Raw genomic sequence first — 19,285 nt, 5'->3', positions numbered from 1 at the left:
AACATGCTGCCAATGGCGAGCTACTCCGGGTATCACCTTTCAGAAAATTCTCAGCTGTGCGTCGAGTCCCCTTCACACAAGGATGACCTGTTCGGTGAGATGGCAAAACAGCACGGCATTCTGGCGACCCAAGCTTGGCATATTGCAGAATTTCTCAAGCCCTCGCACCGTTACCTGCACCAGCTTTGCTGGACAGATGAGCAGATCGCCAACATCCATGAAGAAGGCCACCATGATGGCGCTTCGGATTTCAGTACCCTGGAATATGTGCTGTTAAAGGATGCGGAGGTACAGGACAGCTGGGATCTATCTGATCCTGCTGACCTGCAACGGTTGGCCGAAACGGCATTTCCCCGGCAATTGCACAGTGGCTTGATCAGCTCTCCGGGGACCTTTATAGAGTTATTGGCGACGTTTCTTGGCGAGCGGTTGAATGTCGAGTGGCTGAATAGGTTCAGGCTGAGGCCACAGCAACTTGCCGATGTGATGGACCGCCTCCCCATCCCGCTGCTGAGAAACTATGTGGAGTCAGGTCTGTTGAGTCCGGCGGTGCTCGTGGCGATTTTCAATGACCACCTCTATCGGGCAGGGATGGATTACCAGAGTCGTAAGCATCACGAGCCCATCAAGTCCTGCTGTTATCTGCTGTTTGATGAACAGTACAAACCCGCACACCCCGCCCTCAAGCAAGCCGTGGCCTGCTATCAACTGATCAGTGGCGGGAATTGGCGCGGCGTCCTCGATACCCAAGACACCTTGATACTGTCAGATGAGCAATTTCGCTATTTCAGGGAAAGCCATAGTCTCGAAGACGTAATCGCCACCCTTGCTGATCCTGCCATAACCCTTCAAGGCAACATGATGCCTTACATTAGTCAGGCACTGACAACCGGGCATATTCCGGCAGCAACCACCTTGCTGAAAAAGCAGTCCGGGGCCGGCCGTTATTTTCATGATTTTATTCGCGAGTTCATGGCCGTGTATGGCACTCTCCCCCGCGTCAGTTTTGATCTCTCACCGTTCTATCAAAAAGTGAAGCAACAGCAACAGAATACGGACACCCTGACGATACGCCAGCTCTGCGAAAACGGGTATGTCGATGCTCTGATAGCCCGCCTGCAAGCGGGTGATGCAGACAGCAAGACATTGAACGCCGCACTGCAATATGCCGCCGACAAGGGTTATGCCCACATTGTCCGATTACTTCATGAAGCAGGTGCCGAACTGGATACCTGGAATAACTACGCCATCAAAACCGCTAACAGCAAAGGGTTTGTACCCTTGCAGCAATATCTTCGCGGCAAGGGAGTGAGCTGGGAAGCGCAAGAGATGTCTGTCAACGAATGGGATTTATGACGTCAACACCAGCAGGGCAAGATAGTCTGCAAGCAGTTAATCAGAGGCTCCAAAGCCTGTGGATGCAAACATAGAGTGGATAACAGTAGTAACCAAGGGGAGAAAAGTGAAGGTCAGCCTCGATGAGATCCATGAAGCCTATCAACATTCATCCGTGACAGATGGCATGGTTGCAGACGTGGTACGAGTATGAAGAGGCGCAGGTGCTCAAGGAATTGAAGCAGTGGTGCGAACTGCACGATCTGGATGTTGAGTAGCTCCATGCCTGCCGAATCTGCCGCATAATCTGCTCATGTGTATCTGGCAGCAGCCCGGCTGATCCGGGAGCCTCCTTCTCAGCCTGGCCGATATAAGTAGTCGTGCATGGTGCTGGCGGATGCTTCCCATTGCGCCTGTAATCGTTTTCCCACTTCGCCAAAATGCGCCGGTGCTGTACTCAGTTCTGCCAACACTTGTCGCAGGGCCTCCAGTGCTTGAATCATCAAGGCACGAATCATCCGCGGACTGAGCTGGCAGTGTTGGCGGCCGAAGGTTTGCAGCATCTTGGGTGGCCACCAGCGTTTGGAGCCACCCAGCATCAAGGCAGGCACATCACGCTCGATGTACACCGTGGTGCAAACGATGTCGAAGGTGGGGGACAGTCTCACGTCTGCCTCCTGGTTTTCGTACAACACCCCAAAGTTTTTCAGGTGTGCATCGCCGTTACGCACCAGCCATGAGACCAGTACGGACAAAAAAAGCTCTCGGCGGGTGGCGTGCTCACGGGCTGGGTCAACCATGGTGGCCAGTGTCTCTACCAGGCGCTCGTAGGTGCTGTCATACTTTTCCTCTGGCACCCTGCCCGTCAGTGTGCAGCCATCTTCGAAACCCAAAAAACGATCGTCTTCTATCACATCAAACCGTTCCATCACGAACAGCCGACCATCAGTGGACACATCGAACGCGGGTACCGGTAAGCCGGCCAGTTTGGCCACCCGCATGCAGTAGTATTCGTTCAGAGCCAGTTGGGGAAAGTCTGGACCCCACGACTTCACGATAAGCCGCCCGGAGCGCACCGTTGCCTTGTCCTGCAGATCCACCAGTACCTTGGGCTGCATGCCTGAGATCCCGGAGCGCAAGGCGTACTTCTCAACCAGTTCATCAAACAGGTCGGGGTTGTTTGAGTGCAGCAGTGTATTCAGGTCTTCCCGTTGGCTGGCCTCTGCTACGCGAGCACCGGGCAACTGGTAGCCCAGCCGCCCAATTTGATAGGGACCAAGGTGCGCCAGCAGGGCCAGATCACCGGATCCGTGCAGCTTGCGAACGGTCTTGGCCAGCACTTCCTTCAGGTAGCCTTCTGGCAGGTTCTGAGCAAACACGGGGTGCAGCCGGTCATGCTCCCAACTGGCCGGACGAAAGGGCATCGTGAGTGACACTTCTCGGCCGGTCGCTTCCCGGTCATAAGTAAAGGTATACCGGTTACGGTCGCTGGTGTGCAGCACGCCGGCCAGTTCCCCGTTGACGGTGACGTCCAGCGTATCCAGTGGGTTGGTCTTTTCGCTCAAGCGTGGCTCCTTGTGTCGGTGCCGCCGTTAACCGTTATCGGACAGTTCATCCAGGGTCGGCCTGCGTCGTTTGACGGGTGTTGGCACCAATTCCTGGCCGAACAAACCGAGTAACCGCTCCAGTTTGGAGTAACCGATTTCGGGCAGCTGCCCGCCTTCCAGTTTGGAGATAGTGGAGCGATCCACACCAGCGCGTTCACTCACTTCTTTCTGGGAGAGGCCGGCAGCGCGTCGTTCATGCTTGAGTTGCTGGCCTAGGTTGATGAGATTCATGTGACTATATCCCACATAAAGAGCCTAAATGGCCGTTATGTGGTAAATAATCACATAACGATTGAGGTTGTTCAATGAATGTGAGCAATGGGCTGTCGCATTGTGCCTCAGAGGATATCCCGCCAGAGCTGGGGCTGGTTGGTTAATGAGCCGAATCTGATGGATAATCGGCTCATAATATGATCCAAAATTCAGGTTATTCGGCTCATGTACATCTGGGAACAACCGGATTGGCCCCATTTCCGCTGGGATGCGAGCAAGCTAAAGCCCCGGGTCGACAATATTCGCCTGCTGCAGGGGCGGTTACTGGGTCGGGCTGAAGCTACTCCAGAACAGGCAGATCTGGAGGTGGAGTGACCGGGGTCAGGTCTCCCATTTCCCGTATTAAACATAGGCGGCAACTGCCTATCGGCACATTACCCTCAAGGCTGCACTCTTGGCCAGCCTTTGAGTGAGGTCACGCGACCTCAATATCCAGCGGCTGGATATCGTCCAGATTGATTGTATTTCTGGCCACCCACAGATCATATTGATCCTGCATGGCCAACCAGCTTTCCGCACTGCGGCCAAGTACCTTGTTCAGGCGCAATGCCATTTCGGGGCTGATACCGCTGTTGCCCTTGAGCAGACGTGACAGTGTGGAAGCCGCTACCCCCAGACTGGTGGCGAGCTGGCGTGTGCTGATGCCGCACGGTTGAAGGTAAATCTCTCGAATGAACTCACCCGGGTGCGGCGGATTATGCATGGTCATCAGTGATAATCCTCGTAATCCAGTACATAGGCGTTCCCGTCGCGGAATTCGAACGTGATGCGCCAGTTACCGTTAACCCAAATCGACCACCGCCCTTTGTTATTGCCCTTTAATGGGTGCAATCGGAACCCCGGGATATCCATATCATCCGTTGATGTGGCGGTATCCAGGGCGGCGAGTTGCATGCGCAGTTTATTGGCATGGTTCGCCTGAATGCCTGCGGTGGAGCCAGTCGAGTAAAACCGTTTCAGTCCCTTGTGACGGAATGACTTGATCATGGGGATGATTGTAGCGTGTTGCGCATCGCGCAACAACCGTGTGTTTTATCCTGGCTAATGGGTGTTACAAAGGCATGAAGGGAGAGAGGCCGCAGCACCCGGTACCTTTGCAATAGAACGGGGACGCGATGGGGGAACTTGGTGGCTGGCTTGGGGGTGCCTCCAAGCGAGGCTCGATTCGCGGTCGAACGACCGTATTCGCTGTGCTTACCCTCCGGGCCGGCCCCTGGCCGTTACTTCGCTACGCTCCGTTCCCACAGTGAGGGATGTCACCAGGTGGCTGTTGGAGCAGTGTTGAAGCTCAGGCCACGGAGCCAAACACCTGAATAATGTTGCCGAGGCGCGCGGTGAACTTGTCGCCGCTGTTCAACGGCCCGACGCCCGCCGGGGTGCCGGTGAAGACTACATCGCCGGGTTCCAGAGTGAAGGTCTGGCTGATTTCGGCCAGCAGTTCGAAGGTGGGGAACAGCATCAGGCCGGTGTGGCCGTGCTGTTTCACTTCTTCGTTGATCTCCAGGGTCACGTCCAGGTTCTGGCGCACGGAGATGCCGCGGGCGTCGATGAAGCCGGAGACCGGGGCGGCGCCGTCGAAGGCCTTGGCCCGTTCCCAGGGATGGCCTTTTTCTTTCAGCTGGTTCTGCAGTTCCCGCAGGGTCAGGTCCAGGCCCACGCCGTAGGCGGCGATGCTGAAGCGGATGTTTTCCAGGTCGGTTTCCTTGCGGATGCGCTTGCCGATCATGACCACCATTTCCACTTCATGATGCACCGGCCCCTGCCCCTTCGGGATGATCACCGGTTCGTGCAGGCTGGCCAGGGCGGTGGCCGGCTTCATGAACAAAATCGGGGATTCCGGTACCTCATTGCCCAGCTCGCGGGCGTGGTCGGCGTAGTTGCGCCCCACGCACACCACCTTGCCCACCGGGATGTCGATGGGGGAGCCGTCGATCCAGCGGTGAACGTAATCGTCTTCGCCGCTGTTGAGGGTGATGGCGTCATCAAACATCGAACAGCTTCCCCGGGTTCATCACGTTGTTGGGGTCGAACACCGCTTTCACTGCTTTCATACAGGCGATCTCCTCCGGGCTGCGCGAGTATGCCAGGTACGGCTTCTTGGTCATGCCGACACCGTGTTCTGCCGAGATAGACCCGTTGTACTTCTCCACGATCTCGAACACCCACTTCGAGACGTTGTTGCACTTGGTAAAGAAGTCTTCCTTGGCCAGGTCCGCCGGTTTGAGGATATTCAGGTGCATGTTGCCGTCACCGATGTGGCCAAACCAGACGATCTCGAAGTCCGGGTAGGCGTCCTGCACCACGGTGTCCACGTCTTCCACGAAGTCCGGCACTTTGGCGATGCTCACGGAGATATCGTTCTTGTAAGGGGTGTGTGGGGCGATGGATTCGGAGATACGCTCACGCAGCTGCCACAGCTGATCCAGCTGCTGCAGGGACTGGCTCATGACGCCGTCCAATACCCAGCCTTCTTCCACACATTTTTCGAAGATGGCCATGGCCTGCTCGCCCACCTGCTCGGAGAGCTGTTCGAATTCCAGCAGGCAGTAGAACGGGCACTCGGTATCGAAGGGCTTGGGCACGCCGTGGGCCAGTACGTGGGCCATGGCCTTGTCGGAAAAGAATTCGAAGGCGGTCAGGTCGATGTCCTGCTGGAAGGCGTGCAGGATCTTCATGACTTCGCGGAAGCCCGGCGCGCCCAGTACCAGGGCGGTCAGGTCTTTGGGCTGGCGAGTGAGTTTGACGGTGGCTTCTACCACAAAGCCCAGGGTGCCTTCGGAGCCGATAAACAGGTGGCGAAAGTCGTAGCCGGTGGCGTTCTTGATCAGGCCCTTGTTCAGGTCCAGCAGTTCGCCCTTGCCGGTGACCACCTTCAGGCCGGTGATCCAGTCGCGGGTCATGCCGTAGCGGATCACCTTGATGCCGCCGGCGTTGGTGCCGATGTTACCGCCGATCTGGCTGGAGCCGGCGGAGGCAAAATCCACCGGGTAGAACAGGCCCTTCTCTTCGGCGAATTCCTGAAGCTGCTGGGTGACCACGCCGGGCTGCACGGTGACAGCGCGGTCGAATTCGTTGAAATCCAGCACTTTGTTCATGCGATCAAAGGCCACCACCAGCTCACTGTTGGCCGCCACAGCGCCGGCGGACAGGCCGGTGCGGCCCCCGGAGGGCACCAGGTGCAGACCGTGCTCGTTGGCGATTTCCACGATCTGTTGCACTTCCTCGATGGTTTCCGGCAGCGCGATGGCGCAGGGGGCCGGAGCCCACACCTTGGTCCAGTCGACCCCGTAGCGCTCCGCGCTTTCCTGGTCGGTAAGCAGGCGTTTGCCAAGCAAATCAGTCAGTTGCTCCATTGCAGCGTGGGCAAAAGCGGTCATCAAGGGTCTCCTGAACGGGGTAAAACGCACGATCTTGAGGCGTTCTCACGCCAACTTGAGCAATCCGACAACGGGACGGCTCTCAATTTGAGCGCGCTATGTTAACATACGCGCCCATTTCACAGGCTACCGAGACTTCAATCATGGCCGATACTTCTCTTGAGAAGGACAAGATCCGCGTTCTCCTGCTCGAGGGCATCCACGAAAACGCCGTGGAGAACCTGAAGGCACACGGTTATACCAACGTGGAGCTGCTGCCCACCGCTCTGACCGGCAGTGACCTGACCGACAAGATCAAGGATGCCCATTTCATTGGTATCCGTTCCCGCACCCAGCTCACCGAAGAGGTGTTCCAGGCAGCGGAGAAGCTCATCGGTGTAGGTTGTTTCTGTATCGGCACCAACCAGGTAGACCTGAAGGCGGCCCTGAAGCGCGGGATTCCCGTGTTCAACGCCCCCTACTCCAACACCCGTTCCGTGGCCGAGCTGGTGATTGCTCATACCATCAACCTGATGCGTGGCATTCCCGAGAAGAACGCCTCCGCCCACCGGGGTGGCTGGCTGAAGTCGGCCAAGGACAGCTACGAAATCCGTGGCAAGACCCTGGGTATCGTGGGTTACGGCAACATCGGCGCCCAGGTGTCCGTGCTGGCCGAATCCATGGGTATGAAGGTGAAGTTCTACGATGTGATTCCCAAGCTGCCGCTGGGCAACGCCGAGCAGGTCAGCAGCCTCAATGAGCTGCTGGGGATGTCCGACGTGGTCAGCCTGCACGTGCCGGATACCGCCGACACCCGCTGGATGATCAAGGAAGAGCAGATCCGCGCCATCAAGCCCAAGGGTTACCTGATCAACTACGCCCGCGGCAAGGTAGTCGATATTGACGCTCTGGCTGCAGCTATCAAGGACGGCCACCTGCTGGGTGCCGCCATTGACGTGTTCCCGGAAGAGCCCAAGGGTAACGACGATGAGTTCGTCAGCCCCCTGCGTGAGTTCGACAATGTGCTGTTGACCCCGCACATTGGTGGCTCAACCCAGGAAGCCCAGGTGAACATCGGCACCGAGGTGTCCGAGAAGCTGGCCCGCTACTCCGATAACGGCGCCACCCTGGGTGCGGTGAACTTCCCGGAAGTGGCCCTGCCGGCACACCCGGATATGCACCGCCTGCTGCATATCCACAAGAACGTGCCCGGCGTCCTCACCCAGATCAACACCATCTTCTCCGAAAATGGCATCAACATCTGTGGTCAGTACCTGCAGACCAATGAAGACATTGGTTATGTGGTGATCGACGTGGACAAGGAATACAGCCAGCTGGCGCTGGAAAAACTGCGCACCATCGAAGGCACCATCCGTACCCGGGTGCTGTTCTAGGGAGCAGACAAGCCTTTTCATAACCAACCTGCGGTCCGGGCCCGTCCCGGGGCCAGGGGTGACGAAAAGGGGGGAGCGGCCCGGATTGGCGCTCGACAAAAAGCCGGAGCCAGACTACCTTGTCTGCTCCGGCTTTTTATTTGTACGCCTGATGCAAGAGGCCGGACGCCTGACACGAGAACGGTGTTGAACCGGTGGGGATCCGGGCGGTCTGACTATTGTGGCTTTTGATGGGAACAGGGAACACACACCATCTTATGGAATCGATAAGAAAGGGATGTCTTGCACTGGCCGTCATGGCCCTGCTGACTGGTTGTGCCAGTCGCTCGCTGTTTGTCTCCTACCCCAGCCAGGCCGCCAAATGGAAGGCGGAGCTGGCCACTGCGCCATCGCAACCGGCCGCTGAGGCTTCCCCGTCATCGGGTGCAATACCGGCTTCCGGGCAACCCGCACAACTTGCCGCTGCGCCGCCCGCCAGTCCGGTTATTAGCAAACTGGAAGCGGCCACCAGCGGAGCAGACGGGGTGCTCTACCTGCAGGAACTGGGGAGAGTGGCCCAGCTGCAGGGGCAGCGTGAGGCCAGCCGCCAGGCCTTTGCCTCTGCTGTGGCGGCCTATGATGCGGAAGATGCCAGCGCCAAAATCCAGGTCTCTTCCCTGGCGGCAACCGGTTCATCACTGATTACCAATGATAATGCCCGTCCCTACATCGCCCCGGATTACGAGCGTATTTTCACCCGTGCCTACCAGGCCCTGAATTACTGGGCTGCCAATGATGCCACCGGCGCCGCGGTGGAGTTTCGTGCGGCTGCACTGGAGCAGCAGGTGGCCGCCAACAAGCGAGAAAAGGAAATCGCCAAGGCGGAAGAGGAAGCCGAAGAAAACAATATCGACCTGAACCAGTTTGACGGCTACTTCGAAGGCCTGAATGCGGTGGCCGGCGAGGTCAAGGCCAGTTTCCAGAATGCCTGGACCTTCTATCTGTCCGCCCTGTTCTGGGAGGCTCATGGCGAATGGAATGATGCCCTGGTGGATTACAAGAAAGCGCTGGAGATCCACCCCGATTCCACCATGTTGAAGGAAGATGTGCAGCGCGTGTCGGCGGCCATGGATCGAAAGCAGGACGGCGACACCGGGCTGGTGGCGGTGATTTACGATCAGGGTTTTGTGCAACCCCGTGCCGAGTTCAGCCTGCCCATCCCGACCGTGCACGGTTTCTTTTCCGTGGCGTTTCCCACCTATGCGCTTCAGGACAAACCCAGGCCCAACACCTTGCGAATACTGGATACTGCCATGCAGCCTGTGGCGGAAACCCAGGTGCTGGCCGATGTGGGCGCACTGGCGGCCAAGGACTTGAAGGAACGCTTGCCGGGCATGCTGGTTCGCCAGACCCTGCGGGCGACCGCCAAGTACAACCTGCAGAAAGAAGCCAACGATAATTATGGTGCTCTGGGGGCCTTTGCCACCCAGATCTACAACCTGGTCAGTGAACAGGCCGACCGCCGCAGCTGGCTGACACTGCCTGCCTATGCCCAGGCGACTCGCGTTTCCCTGCCCCAGGGAGAACATACCCTGTTATTGAGCACCCCGCAGGGCGATGCTACGTTGACGGTACCGGTGGTAAACCGTGGCCTCACCGTTATCCATGTCGTGGCCGTCCCCGGCCGCTTGATTACTCGCGTGTTACCCGTCCAGGAGGGACCCCTATGAGTATTTTCCGTCCGCTGATGGCCTTGCTGGTAGCGCTGCTGCTGGCGGCCTGTTCAGCCAGCAACATGAGCCAGATCGAAGTTGATGAAAATGGCGAGCCCACCCACAAGGTCTATTCCAACAACAGTCTGTTGGGGAGCCGTATTACCGTGGTGGATCTGAAACAGAAGAAAGTGGGCGACCTGCTATATGTACAGGCCACGCTGGAAAACGACTGGAAGTTTCAGCTCGACTTTCAATACAAGATCAAGTTTTTCGATGCCAGCGGTTTTGAACAACAGCCGGAAGCCCAGCCCTGGCGTCAGGTGGTCATGGCTGGCCGTAGCCAGAATAACGTGAACGCCATTGCCCCCAATCCCAGTGCGGCCCGCTTCGAAATCTGGGTTCGTGAGTAATTCAACGATTTGTGCGGTCTTACCGCTAGTGAGGAGATAAACATGCAACGTGTACTTTCCATGATGATGCTGGGTGCCGCATTGGTGCTCAGTGGTTGTGCGTCCAAGGTGGACTATGGCGATGCCCAGGCCCGCGAAACCGTCAATACCGATTTCGGTTCTACCGATCTGCAGATGATTGCTGCCAAGATGGTAGATGACATGCTGGTGTTTCCGCCCATCGTTCAGCTCACCCAGAGCCGTCGCCCGGTGGTGTTCGTGGACAGCATCAAGAACAAGACTACCGAGCACATCGACACGGAATCCATCACCGATACCATCCAGTCCAAACTGCTCAATTCCGGCAAGTTCCGCTTTGTGGACATGACCAAGGTGGAAAGCGTGCGTGAACAACTGGATTACCAGAGCGAATCCGGCCTGGTGGATCCCAACACTGCTGCCCAGATGGGCCGCCAGATTGGTGCCGAGTTCATGATGTACGGCAACTTCTCCTCCATTGTGAAACGTGACGGCAATACCAAGGACGTGTACTACAAGTTCACTCTCAAGTTGATGAATATCCAGACCGGCATCATCGAGTGGGCCAACGAGAAAGAAATTCGCAAGACGCGCAGCAAGAGCCTGTTTGGGTTGTAAGGGAGACGCAGCACGCACAGGCAGCACGCTCCACGCGGAACAGCCTCTGCTGTAGGAGCGTCGCTGGCGGCGCGATTCGAGCCCAGGATCAAAAGCAGTTTCACCACAGAGGGCACAGAGCACACAGAGTAAAAAAACGATTTTCTCGGTGATCTCTGTGCACTCTGTGGTAAATCATTCTTCTCGAGGTTGGGCTATCGCGCCGCCAGCGACGCTCCTACGGCTGGAGCTGCTAGAAACAAGGAGGTCACATGTACAAACGACTATTTGCTCCGTTGATCATGGCACTGATGCTGCTGTCATCGTTCAGCCATGCACTGACCGAGACCGTATCGGTTTCCTCTCGCGGCTTCGGTGATACCCCGGAGCAGGCCATGACCAATGCACTGGTGGCCGCGGTGCGTCAGGGGGGCGGTGTCACCCTGGCAGTGGATCCCAACTTCCGCACCGATGTCTATGAATGGGTCATCCAGTCCCAGGGTGATGTGTCCACCTGGATGGGCAAGGAAACCTCGGTGCCAGAACCGCAGTTGCCCACGCTGGGTAACATCAAGACTTACCAGGTGCAGTCCGTGAAGAAAGTGGATGACGGCATGTGGCAGGCGGATGTGCAGGCGGAAATCCTGCGCCCCAAATCCATCGGCCCGGACCGCTCTCACCTGCCCGGCATTGCCATTGCCACCTTTGATGCCCGCGCCAGCAGCTATGACCTGGGCGATGTGAAGGTATCGGCGCAGGAAGTGCAGCGTGATCTGGCCGAAAACCTGTCCATGGCGTTTACCCAGTCCGGTCGTTTCCGGGTGTTGGACCGTTCCTATCTCGCCGATGTGGAGAAGGAGCTGCAAACCGTCTCCGAAGGCAGTGTGGCGCCGGAAGAAATGGCCCGCCTGGGCCAGCGCAAGGGCGCCGACCTGCTGCTGGTAGGTACCATTGAAGATTTCCAGATTGGCGACAGTGAGCGAGAGTTCTACGGTGCCAAGATGGGCGGTTATGAACCCTATGTACGGGTGCGTTACCGGCTGATCGATACCACCACCACGGAAATCCTCTGGAGTGACCTCTACGTGTGGGACAAGTCCGAAGCGGAGATCCGTGAAGTGGCGCGACAGCTCAACATCGATGACCGCAATCACCCGGAACGGCTGGCCGATGTGATGTACCCGGAGATCGCTCGTGCCATCGCTGGCGATGCCACCGACGTGCTCTATCCGGTACAGGTGATCAAGGTGGACGGTGATACGGTTTTCCTGACCCAGGGCGAAGGCCGCCTGGAACAGGATGCCCTGATGAAAGTCTATCGTCCGGCTGGTGAAATGAAGGATCCGGATACCGGCATGACCATCAAGATGGAAGGCGCAGCCCTGGCTACACTGAAGGTCAGTGAGATCCGCCCGGATTACGGCATTGCGGTGGTGGAAGGGGCTGCCAGCGGCCCGCTCAAGGTCGGCGACCGGGTACGTCCGGACAAACAGGCCCAGAACCGGGCCAGCCAACCCGCCGGGCAACAAGCCAGCCCTGGCTCATCGGAAGCGCCGATTCAGTGGTAAGCCCTTTTCGGCAGATGCAGAGATGAGACTGAAACAAAAAAGCCACCGCATATGCGGTGGCTTTTTGCTTTCAGATTAACCGCAATGCGTAAATCAGAAAGAGGCGCCTACATTCAGATAGTAGCCGCTGGTGCCCAGGCTTTGTTGATTGCGGGCCAGGGTGCCATCCACAACGTCATCCGGGAAGTGAATGAAGTCAGACAGACCATCAATGCTGGAGTATTGATAGCCCAACCCTACATCCAGATTCACACTGTCAGATTGAAGTGCGCTGAATACAACCCCCAGCATGGCATTGGTCATGGTAGCGCTTTCGGTGAAATCATCGCCGGTGTCGACATAGACCTGATCCCCATCCTGGATAGTCTCGTAGTTGGAGCGTGATGCCTCGGCATTCATAACACCCAAGTCTACCCGCCCTTCAACACCGACCAGTTTGTTGAACTGCCAGCGCCCCTCAACCCCTGCGAAAAAACCGAGCAAGTCGTGATCTACAGATTCCTGGACCTGGGTACCGCTGGAATTGCTGGTGTCGTCGTAATAGGTGTTCATGCTTTGTTCAATACTGGTAGAACGTAGGCCTATCAAAGGAGATACCAGACCTTTATCTCCGCCAAACTTCACGTTGTAGGCGAATTCCAGATCAATGCTCTGCTGTTCCAGCTCGTACTGGGTGGTACCTTTATCCCAATCACCGTCAGCCACATCGCCCCAGTCTGCGTGCACACGTGCTGCAGTCAGCTCTTCATTGGGACTGGACACGGAATCTTTCTCATCAAACTCAATGCTGCTGACGCGCAGGGTGCTGGTCCAGTTGCTGCCCAGATCCATACCCAGCCCAATGACAAAGCCCGTTTCCGCAGAAGGATCAACATGCTCATAATCCCCGGAACCGACAATGCTGGTGTTATTTGTCTGGTAAGGTGCGTACCACTCCAGGCCGCTACGATCCAGTTCGCTCTGGTTGGCCTGAAGGTCGACATAGAAGCCCGCCATCGCGGGTGAAGTGGTTGCTAGAATAGCGACAGAAACGAGGTTTTTTTTGATTGTTTTCATGCTGCTTTTGCATTCTCCATTGTAATAATCCCCTTCCCCCCGAGGAGAAGGAATCCTTTTCGTTGTGCAATTTGGTGCGCAACAAGATTATATAGCGTGTTTATCCATTGCAAGAGGATGACAGGAAGGTGGATGGGCTTCTGGCAAAGCGGCAAGAGGACAAACAGGAAAACCTGTTCCGTTGGGGTGCCAGGGATGTCCATGTGGCAGTGTGGGCGAAAGCCGGGTTTTTTGTCTGGGGCGGGTGATTCTGCAGGAGAGCCACTTGAGGCAGCGAAGCTGCGACGAACGTAGCACTTGCCTGGTTGGCTAATGCTGGCCTGAAGTTTAATCGCACGGATAAAGGTGTTTGTCCTCGCCGCAACGTACCCTGACGAGAATAAAGGCCCAAAGGGGGAACTGGCTCCCCCTCTGGCATTCCGACCATTCCCCGGTATGGGAATGGCGCTTCAGCGGGCAAAACATGTTTTGTAAACCTCCGCTTCCGCCCCTTACCTCGACACCGCTCCTCGACTCACTCTAACAGGGAAGATGCCATGCTGATGGCATTGGCGTTCTTTCCTTACTCAAACGATGAGGGTTGCTGTAGGAGATTCTATGTTGTCCACCCCTTTTATGCGGCGGACGACGGCGCGTAGCTGGTGCGGTTCTTCATCAACGCGAAGGCGATACGGACCAGCTTGCGTGCGAGGATGACCAGGGCCTGCGTTTTCGCCAGGCCACGGTCGAGATAACCTTGGTAGACACCAGCCCAGCGGGCGCTTTTACGGGCAGCCATAGCTGCGCAGTAAAGCAGTCTGCGGGTCTCTGAGTCGCCTTTCTTGGTCAGCTTGCGTTTTCCCGTTCTGGTGCCGGAGTCCTTTACATGGACATCCATCCCCAAGAAGGCGACGAAGGCGTCGCTGTTGCGGAAGTCTCCTCGTAGGAAGGCCATAACGAGCGCATATGCAGTCAGGTCGCCCACACCTTCCAGAGCCTTGCACCGTTGCACCTGATCACTAAGTCCAGCTTCTCTTACGGTGTCGCGAAGGTGTTTCTGGATCAGCGTATCCAGACTATTGATCTGTAAGATCAGCTTTTTCAGGCTTGCCTTGAGGATCTTTTCGCCACCCAGACTTTGCTGGATCATGGTGCGTGCCTTGATGAGCGCGGCGCGGCGGCGCAGCAGTGTCTGCAGTGTTCGATACGCCTTGGGTGGCGGGCTCCAGCGGCGTAGATCCTCTTTTTCTCTCTGCAGATGGCGGGCGAGCAGCTGGGCGTCAGAGGCGTCTGTTTTGGCTCGACCGCCTGTTCCCTTGCGGTAGCTGCTGAGCCGTGAAGCATCAATAACGTAAATGTGGTGCCCTTTGGCATGGGCCAACTCGATGACTGCCATGTGGTAAGTCCCTGTGGCCTCAATGGCGATCTCACAGGGGCATGGCAGGCTCTTGAGCCAGACCTTAATGGCTTTGGGGGTGTTCTCAATGGTGAGCGTCTGGCCCTGGAAATGAATGACCAATTCGGCCTTGGCGACGTCGATACCGACGATGGATCTTGCTACTTGCATTGCCACTGAACTGCCCCTTGAGCTAGGTTACACATGCTTGTCGGGGCGCACCTGAACGCTGGCTTGCTGGTATCGTCGGTCTGAGGTGCGAACTCAGCCGATGGATTCTTTATCGGCGTATGAATAGGTGCGGGGTGGGGCCAAATCTCCTACCGTCTGTACCCTTAGGTCAGATGCACCTTTGGTCCCTCCACCCCGGCAAGTCCTGCATCATTGCAGGAGGGGCATTCAAACATACAAGCACCTCTCGAGGTGCGGACCGAAGCCCTGCCGTTACAGAATCGGTTGCTCTTTGCTCTGCCGGTTGGGGTTCGCACCTCGAGAGGTGTATTCGTTTCACACACCCTTCGGGCCGCACTCCGTGCGTTACTTCGCTGCGCTACGTCCCAACCGTTCTTTCAGGTGTTGGGAGCAGTGGCTGCGATGCTGTCTTCCCTGCGCCGCCGGCTCGTGGCCCTCGCCTTGCGTTTTTTCCACCAGATCACCACGCCGGTGATCGACAACATCGCCACGGCGATGCCCATGAAGGAAATAATAATGCGGCCCGGCAGGCCGGCAATGCGGCCGGAATGCAGCGGGAACTGAAGTTGGTTGAAGACGTCGGCCGCGGTGCCGGTCCAGGGGACTTCGTCGCCAATCAGCGTGCCATTTTTGCCATCGTAGTAGAGACTCTTCACTTTCATGCCGCCACTGTCATGGTCTTCACCGGGGTAGTAAAACCGCACACCGAAGACGGCGAAGTTATCGCTATAGAAGGTGTCACCAATGGGTTCTTGCCAACCGCGCGTATCTGCTTCTGCACGGGCTTTGTTGAAGAGAGTGGGCCAGGCTACCTGCGGTTCCACCGGATCGTGGAGCGCGGTGGGTGTGCGGGTTTCGAACGGTCCCGGGGTGGTTTCCGAGACCGTGGACATGATCGGGTAAAACACCTCCCGATACAGGTTCAGGGAAAAGGAGGTAAACGCCAGCATCAGCAGCAAGCCAAACACCCACAGGCCCACGGCCCGGTGCAGGTCAAAGTTGAGTTTGTAGGCGCCAGCGCCCCCGCGAATCTTCCACGCCGGCTTCCAGCGTTGCAGCCACCTTTTACGGCTGGTGGTACGTCGTTTGCGTGGCAGGGTGATGGCCATGGCGATGAAGGTATCAAACAGCCACACCAGGGCGGCAATGCCCATCAGCCAGACGCCCCAGCGATCGGTGCCCTTCCATTCCGGGAGGTGCAAGGAAAAGTGCAGCTTGTAGAGGAACGACATCAAGTGTTCCGGGTGCAGGGAAATCTTGCCCCATTCCCGTTTACCGACAATCTCGCCGGTGACCGGATCGACGAAGACATGATCGTAACCCAGATCATAACGTTTGCCGGTGTCCGGGTTTTTCAGGGCGTCTACCCAGATTTCGGTATTATGTCCAGGCTCGGGTTGGGTGGCAAAAAAACTGGCGCGCACCCGTGGGTCTGCGGCTTCCACCCTGTCGACCAGACTAAGCATGGGTAACGGCTCGCCCTGGCTCTGACTCTTGAACAGGTGGGGGTTGAGCCACTCATCAAGCTCATGGTCCCAGGAAATCAGGGCCCCGGTAAGGCCGGCAATGATCAGGAAACCGGCGATGAACAAGCCAAACCAGCGATGAAGAACGACAAGTAGCGCACGCATGAACCGCACCCAAGGGAAGTGTGGGGCGCAGTGTAGCAATATTGTTAATCGTTCTCATTACCTTTAATCGGTGGCCGCGATGGTCGCCAGAGCGGATAGGGAATCCCCGCCAGCCGGTTGATCAGGAAGGCCTGGCAGACCAGCAAGACCACTGCACTGATCAGGACCGGCATCTGCTGGAGTTCGTGCATCAGCCCCAGTGACACAATCAGGGCCGTGGCGCCGGCCGGGGGGTGAGCCACCCGCAACAGGATCATCAGGCTGCTGGTGAGTCCCAGGGACAGGCCTGCCGCGGCAACCCGGGACCACTCCACGCCGCTGATGAAGGCGGCGGGGGCGTCGTGCAGACCGAATAGCCACAGGGAGAGCCAGCCACACAGGGCGCCGAGGATGTGGGCGCTGATCACATTACGGGGGCTGGCGGCCTCGGCCAGAGGCACATGGAACAGCAGGAACGCGGTGGCGCCCAGAGAGGGAAAAATGAACGCCTGCTGGGTAACCAGCGCCACCATGGCGATCAGGGCGATACTCAGACCCCCGTTGACCAGATTGAAAGCGGCAAGCACCAGGCGCGGATTGAAGCGCTGGCTCATCACCTCAAGATGGAGCTGGCGAAGCACGCCACTGACCAGACGCTGGCGAACCTGATCGCTTTGTTTGCTCATGGCGCACCAATAGGGGGCGGTTCAGGAGCCGCGAATGGTAAGGCTTTCGCGCTTGCTGATCAATTTCGGTGCGCGCAGCCCGTCCTTAACGTCAAAAAGATAACCGCGCCAGAGTGGGTATTTGTTGTCACAGATCCGGTAGCATCAGTGTTCACGGAGAAGGAGAACCCGGTGGACGGATTTTTTGCTCAGGCACTGGTGTTATTGGGTGCCACCCTGATTCTATTGCCGTTGTTCCAGCGACTTGGGCTGGGCAGCATCCTGGGGTACCTGGCTGCCGGCATTGCCGTGGGGCCATTGGGGTTGGCGCTGATCAGTGACGGCACCCATGTGCTGCATTTCGCCGAGCTGGGCGTGGTGCTGATGCTGTTTCTGGTGGGGCTGGAGCTGGCTCCTCAGCATCTATGGGCCCAACGGCGTAGTCTGGTGGGCCTGGGCGCCACCCAGATGGTGGCCAGCGCCTTGCTGTTGGCGGCGGTGTTTCTGTCGCTGGGGCTGGATATGCGAGTCAGCCTTGCCGTCGGGGCGATACTGGCGTTGTCGTCCACCGCCTTTGTTATCCAGATGCTGGTGGAAACCAACCAGCTGGGCACGCCCCATGGCCGCTCGGCGTTTTCCATTCTGCTGTTCCAGGACGTGGCGGTAATCCCGATCCTGTTGTTACTGCCGGTGCTGGCAGGCACCGGGAGCGATGAGGGCGGGCCGCAATTGCTGGCCGGGCTGCTGGCACTGGCCGGCATGGTGGCGGCGGGCCGTTATCTGCTCAACCCCTGGCTGGGCTGGCTGGCAAAACTTCGCAACCGGGAGCTGATGAGTGCCAGTGCCCTGATGCTGGTGCTGGGGGCGGCAGCGCTGATGGAGCATCTGGGCCTGTCCATGGGGCTGGGCGCGTTTGTTGCCGGGGTATTGCTGGCCAACTCCCCTTACCGGGAACAACTGGAAACGGATATCCAGCCTTTCAAGGGGTTGTTGCTGGGCCTGTTCTTCCTGGCCATCGGCATGACCATGGACCTGCGCCTGCTACTGGATTTCCCGGGAAAAATTGCGCTCTATCTGGTGATTCTGCTGGGTACCAAGGCGCTGGTATTGATGGTGATCAGCCGGATCCGCAAGGCGACCTGGCGGGGTACCCTGCTGTTCGGCATGTTGCTCAGTCAGGGGGGCGAATTTGCCTTTGTATTGCTGACCCAGGCGGTCACGCTCAATCTGGTGGACAGTACACTGGCGGGCCAGCTGAATCTGGTGGTGGCCTTGTCCATGGCCTGTACCCCGCTGTTGTTGAAAGCCGTGGCCGCGCTGTGGCCTGAAGAGACGCGCACGCCCCGCCCGGACCTGGAAGAGGAAGCCATGCCCAGCCACCACCCGAGTGTGGTGATTGCCGGGCTCGGTCGTTTTGGCCAGATCACCGCCCGGATTCTGGTGGGCCGGCAGATTCCCTTTACGGCGCTGGATTCCGATCCGGATGAAATTGATCTGCTGCGTCGTTTCGGCAACGAGGTCTACTTTGGTGATGTGACACGACTGGATCTGTTGCAGAACGCCGGTCTGGAGCATGCCCGCGTGCTGGTGTTGGCCATCGACGATGTGGAAGCCTCCATGAAGACCGCTTCACTGGTGCAGCACCATTTCCCCAAGGTCACCATCATTGCCCGAGCCCGGGATCGCAACCATGCCTTCCGGCTGCGGGCCCAAGGGGTAAAACTGGTGGTTCGGGAAACCTTTGAGTCCGGCTTGCTGAGTGCCCGATTGACGCTGACTGAGCTGGGTGTGCCGGAATCCACGGCACTGGATCTGGTGCGAAGTTTCCGCGCTCTGGACGAGCGGATGCTGGAAGAGCAGATAGAGCATCGCGATGACCACGCCAAATTACTGGAAACCAGCGCGCGCGGCCGTGAGGAATTGAGTGCCTTGCTGAAGCAGGATGAATCGTGAGTGTTTTTGTTGAGAATGGTTATCGTTATCTATAAGATGTGGGCCAGCAATCGGGTAAACCGCGATTAAGGCGATTTCCGTTGCGACCTCGAACAGTCTTTGGGTTGTACGCAACCTGCTTCAGCGCCGGGTCTTGCACAGGCAAGAGACCCGGCGTTTTTTTAGGCCGCGCTGCGGCTGCA

Annotated in this window: 18 protein-coding genes; 8 read left to right on the top strand and 10 right to left on the bottom strand. The window is 57.7% G+C overall.

Annotation, left to right across the window (positions count from 1 at the left end; genetic code table 11):
- Positions 1 to 12: 12 nt before the first annotated feature.
- Entirely contained in the window at positions 13 to 1,356 is a 1,344-nt protein-coding gene (locus HF945_RS15550) for an ankyrin repeat domain-containing protein (protein WP_290523476.1), read from the top strand.
- Between the two features lie 335 nt (positions 1,357 to 1,691).
- Here HF945_RS15550 and HF945_RS15545 read toward each other — a convergent pair whose 3' ends face one another.
- Together HF945_RS15545 and HF945_RS15540 are read right to left on the bottom strand one after the other, a co-directional pair.
- A complete protein-coding gene (locus HF945_RS15545) occupies positions 1,692 to 2,900 on the bottom strand; it encodes a type II toxin-antitoxin system HipA family toxin (protein ID WP_290523475.1) in 1,209 nt (402 codons plus the stop codon).
- Between the two features lie 27 nt (positions 2,901 to 2,927).
- On the bottom strand, positions 2,928 to 3,173 hold the full coding sequence (locus HF945_RS15540) for a helix-turn-helix transcriptional regulator (protein WP_290523474.1): 246 nt from the start codon (positions 3,171 to 3,173) through the stop codon (positions 2,928 to 2,930).
- A 207-nt stretch (positions 3,174 to 3,380) separates the two neighbouring features.
- Here HF945_RS15540 and HF945_RS15535 point away from each other — a divergent pair, with 207 nt between their 5' ends.
- A complete protein-coding gene (locus HF945_RS15535; protein WP_290523473.1) occupies positions 3,381 to 3,530 on the top strand; it encodes a DUF4172 domain-containing protein in 150 nt (49 codons plus the stop codon).
- A gap of 100 nt (positions 3,531 to 3,630) precedes the next feature.
- On the opposite strand, the gene HF945_RS15530 is transcribed toward HF945_RS15535, so the two are convergent.
- The 4 genes from HF945_RS15530 to HF945_RS15515 all read right to left on the bottom strand — a co-directional run bounded on the left by HF945_RS15530 (position 3,631) and on the right by HF945_RS15515 (position 6,592).
- Positions 3,631 to 3,924: a HigA family addiction module antitoxin gene (locus tag HF945_RS15530; protein ID WP_290523472.1), complete on the bottom strand. Its 294-nt coding sequence runs from the start codon at positions 3,922 to 3,924 to the stop codon at positions 3,631 to 3,633.
- Positions 3,924 to 4,202: a type II toxin-antitoxin system RelE/ParE family toxin gene (locus HF945_RS15525; RefSeq protein WP_290523471.1), complete on the bottom strand. Its 279-nt coding sequence runs from the start codon at positions 4,200 to 4,202 to the stop codon at positions 3,924 to 3,926. The genes HF945_RS15530 and HF945_RS15525 overlap by 1 nt, the downstream gene beginning before the upstream one ends.
- A 301-nt stretch (positions 4,203 to 4,503) precedes the next feature.
- Positions 4,504 to 5,205 carry a fumarylacetoacetate hydrolase family protein gene (locus HF945_RS15520; RefSeq protein ID WP_290523470.1) on the bottom strand — a complete coding sequence of 234 codons (702 nt, stop codon included), beginning with the start codon at positions 5,203 to 5,205 and terminating at the stop codon, positions 4,504 to 4,506.
- Positions 5,198 to 6,592, bottom strand: a complete 1,395-nt coding sequence (locus HF945_RS15515; RefSeq protein ID WP_290523469.1) for an FAD-binding oxidoreductase — start codon at positions 6,590 to 6,592, stop codon at positions 5,198 to 5,200. Before HF945_RS15515 ends, HF945_RS15520 begins: the two co-directional genes overlap by 8 nt.
- 143 nt (positions 6,593 to 6,735) lie before the next feature.
- Here HF945_RS15515 and serA point away from each other — a divergent pair, with 143 nt between their 5' ends.
- The 5 genes from serA to HF945_RS15490 all read left to right on the top strand — a co-directional run bounded on the left by serA (position 6,736) and on the right by HF945_RS15490 (position 12,252).
- The gene (gene serA / locus HF945_RS15510; RefSeq protein ID WP_290523468.1) at positions 6,736 to 7,965 is read left to right on the top strand and encodes a phosphoglycerate dehydrogenase; all 1,230 of its coding nucleotides are present in this window, start codon (positions 6,736 to 6,738) and stop codon (positions 7,963 to 7,965) included.
- Positions 7,966 to 8,222: 257 nt separating this feature from the next.
- Positions 8,223 to 9,674 (top strand): hypothetical protein, encoded by a 1,452-nt coding sequence (locus HF945_RS15505; protein WP_290523467.1) that lies wholly within the window; start codon positions 8,223 to 8,225, stop codon positions 9,672 to 9,674.
- Positions 9,671 to 10,069, top strand: a complete 399-nt coding sequence (locus tag HF945_RS15500; RefSeq protein ID WP_290523466.1) for a YcfL family protein — start codon at positions 9,671 to 9,673, stop codon at positions 10,067 to 10,069. Before HF945_RS15505 ends, HF945_RS15500 begins: the two co-directional genes overlap by 4 nt.
- Before the next feature lie 42 nt (positions 10,070 to 10,111).
- On the top strand, positions 10,112 to 10,705 hold the full coding sequence (lpoB, locus tag HF945_RS15495; RefSeq protein WP_290523465.1) for a penicillin-binding protein activator LpoB: 594 nt from the start codon (positions 10,112 to 10,114) through the stop codon (positions 10,703 to 10,705).
- 251 nt (positions 10,706 to 10,956) lie between these two features.
- A complete protein-coding gene (locus HF945_RS15490; RefSeq protein ID WP_290523464.1) occupies positions 10,957 to 12,252 on the top strand; it encodes a CsgG/HfaB family protein in 1,296 nt (431 codons plus the stop codon).
- A 93-nt stretch (positions 12,253 to 12,345) separates the two neighbouring features.
- On the opposite strand, the gene HF945_RS15485 is transcribed toward HF945_RS15490, so the two are convergent.
- The 4 genes from HF945_RS15485 to HF945_RS15470 form a co-directional block, all read right to left on the bottom strand.
- The gene (locus HF945_RS15485) at positions 12,346 to 13,248 is read right to left on the bottom strand and encodes an Lpg1974 family pore-forming outer membrane protein (protein WP_290523463.1); all 903 of its coding nucleotides are present in this window, start codon (positions 13,246 to 13,248) and stop codon (positions 12,346 to 12,348) included.
- A 673-nt stretch (positions 13,249 to 13,921) separates the two neighbouring features.
- Entirely contained in the window at positions 13,922 to 14,854 is a 933-nt protein-coding gene (locus HF945_RS15480; RefSeq protein ID WP_290525431.1) for a transposase, read from the bottom strand.
- 398 nt (positions 14,855 to 15,252) lie between these two features.
- Positions 15,253 to 16,506, bottom strand: coding sequence for a PepSY-associated TM helix domain-containing protein (locus HF945_RS15475; protein ID WP_290523462.1), 1,254 nt, complete (start codon positions 16,504 to 16,506; stop codon positions 15,253 to 15,255).
- Between the two features lie 44 nt (positions 16,507 to 16,550).
- Positions 16,551 to 17,171: an HPP family protein gene (locus tag HF945_RS15470; RefSeq protein WP_290523461.1), complete on the bottom strand. Its 621-nt coding sequence runs from the start codon at positions 17,169 to 17,171 to the stop codon at positions 16,551 to 16,553.
- A gap of 171 nt (positions 17,172 to 17,342) precedes the next feature.
- Between HF945_RS15470 and HF945_RS15465 the strand changes: the two genes are divergently transcribed.
- On the top strand, positions 17,343 to 19,103 hold the full coding sequence (locus HF945_RS15465; RefSeq protein WP_290523460.1) for a monovalent cation:proton antiporter-2 (CPA2) family protein: 1,761 nt from the start codon (positions 17,343 to 17,345) through the stop codon (positions 19,101 to 19,103).
- Positions 19,104 to 19,285 lie beyond the last annotated feature (182 nt).

Origin of the sequence: Alcanivorax sp. (assembly GCF_017794965.1) — a bacterium.
GTDB lineage: Bacteria > Pseudomonadota > Gammaproteobacteria > Pseudomonadales > Alcanivoracaceae > Alcanivorax.
This window is presented reverse-complemented; position numbering and strand designations above follow the sequence as displayed.

What these genes read in the sequence shown, in the direction of transcription:
- HF945_RS15505 (WP_290523467.1), top strand. Translation starts at nt 8,223, where the DNA reads ATGGAATCGATAAGAAAGGGATGTCTTGCACTGGCCGTCATGGCCCTG.
- HF945_RS15540 (WP_290523474.1), bottom strand. Translation starts at nt 3,173, where the DNA reads ATGAATCTCATCAACCTAGGCCAGCAACTCAAGCATGAACGACGCGCT.
- HF945_RS15490 (WP_290523464.1), top strand. Translation starts at nt 10,957, where the DNA reads ATGTACAAACGACTATTTGCTCCGTTGATCATGGCACTGATGCTGCTG.
- HF945_RS15470 (WP_290523461.1), bottom strand. Translation starts at nt 17,171, where the DNA reads ATGAGCAAACAAAGCGATCAGGTTCGCCAGCGTCTGGTCAGTGGCGTG.
- lpoB (WP_290523465.1), top strand. Translation starts at nt 10,112, where the DNA reads ATGCAACGTGTACTTTCCATGATGATGCTGGGTGCCGCATTGGTGCTC.
- HF945_RS15520 (WP_290523470.1), bottom strand. Translation starts at nt 5,205, where the DNA reads ATGTTTGATGACGCCATCACCCTCAACAGCGGCGAAGACGATTACGTT.
- HF945_RS15485 (WP_290523463.1), bottom strand. Translation starts at nt 13,248, where the DNA reads ATGGCGGGCTTCTATGTCGACCTTCAGGCCAACCAGAGCGAACTGGAT.
- HF945_RS15515 (WP_290523469.1), bottom strand. Translation starts at nt 6,592, where the DNA reads ATGACCGCTTTTGCCCACGCTGCAATGGAGCAACTGACTGATTTGCTT.
- HF945_RS15530 (WP_290523472.1), bottom strand. Translation starts at nt 3,924, where the DNA reads ATGACCATGCATAATCCGCCGCACCCGGGTGAGTTCATTCGAGAGATT.
- serA (WP_290523468.1), top strand. Translation starts at nt 6,736, where the DNA reads ATGGCCGATACTTCTCTTGAGAAGGACAAGATCCGCGTTCTCCTGCTC.
- HF945_RS15525 (WP_290523471.1), bottom strand. Translation starts at nt 4,202, where the DNA reads ATGATCAAGTCATTCCGTCACAAGGGACTGAAACGGTTTTACTCGACT.
- HF945_RS15480 (WP_290525431.1), bottom strand. Translation starts at nt 14,854, where the DNA reads ATGCAAGTAGCAAGATCCATCGTCGGTATCGACGTCGCCAAGGCCGAA.
- HF945_RS15500 (WP_290523466.1), top strand. Translation starts at nt 9,671, where the DNA reads ATGAGTATTTTCCGTCCGCTGATGGCCTTGCTGGTAGCGCTGCTGCTG.
- HF945_RS15550 (WP_290523476.1), top strand. Translation starts at nt 13, where the DNA reads ATGGCGAGCTACTCCGGGTATCACCTTTCAGAAAATTCTCAGCTGTGC.
- HF945_RS15535 (WP_290523473.1), top strand. Translation starts at nt 3,381, where the DNA reads ATGTACATCTGGGAACAACCGGATTGGCCCCATTTCCGCTGGGATGCG.
- HF945_RS15475 (WP_290523462.1), bottom strand. Translation starts at nt 16,506, where the DNA reads ATGCGTGCGCTACTTGTCGTTCTTCATCGCTGGTTTGGCTTGTTCATC.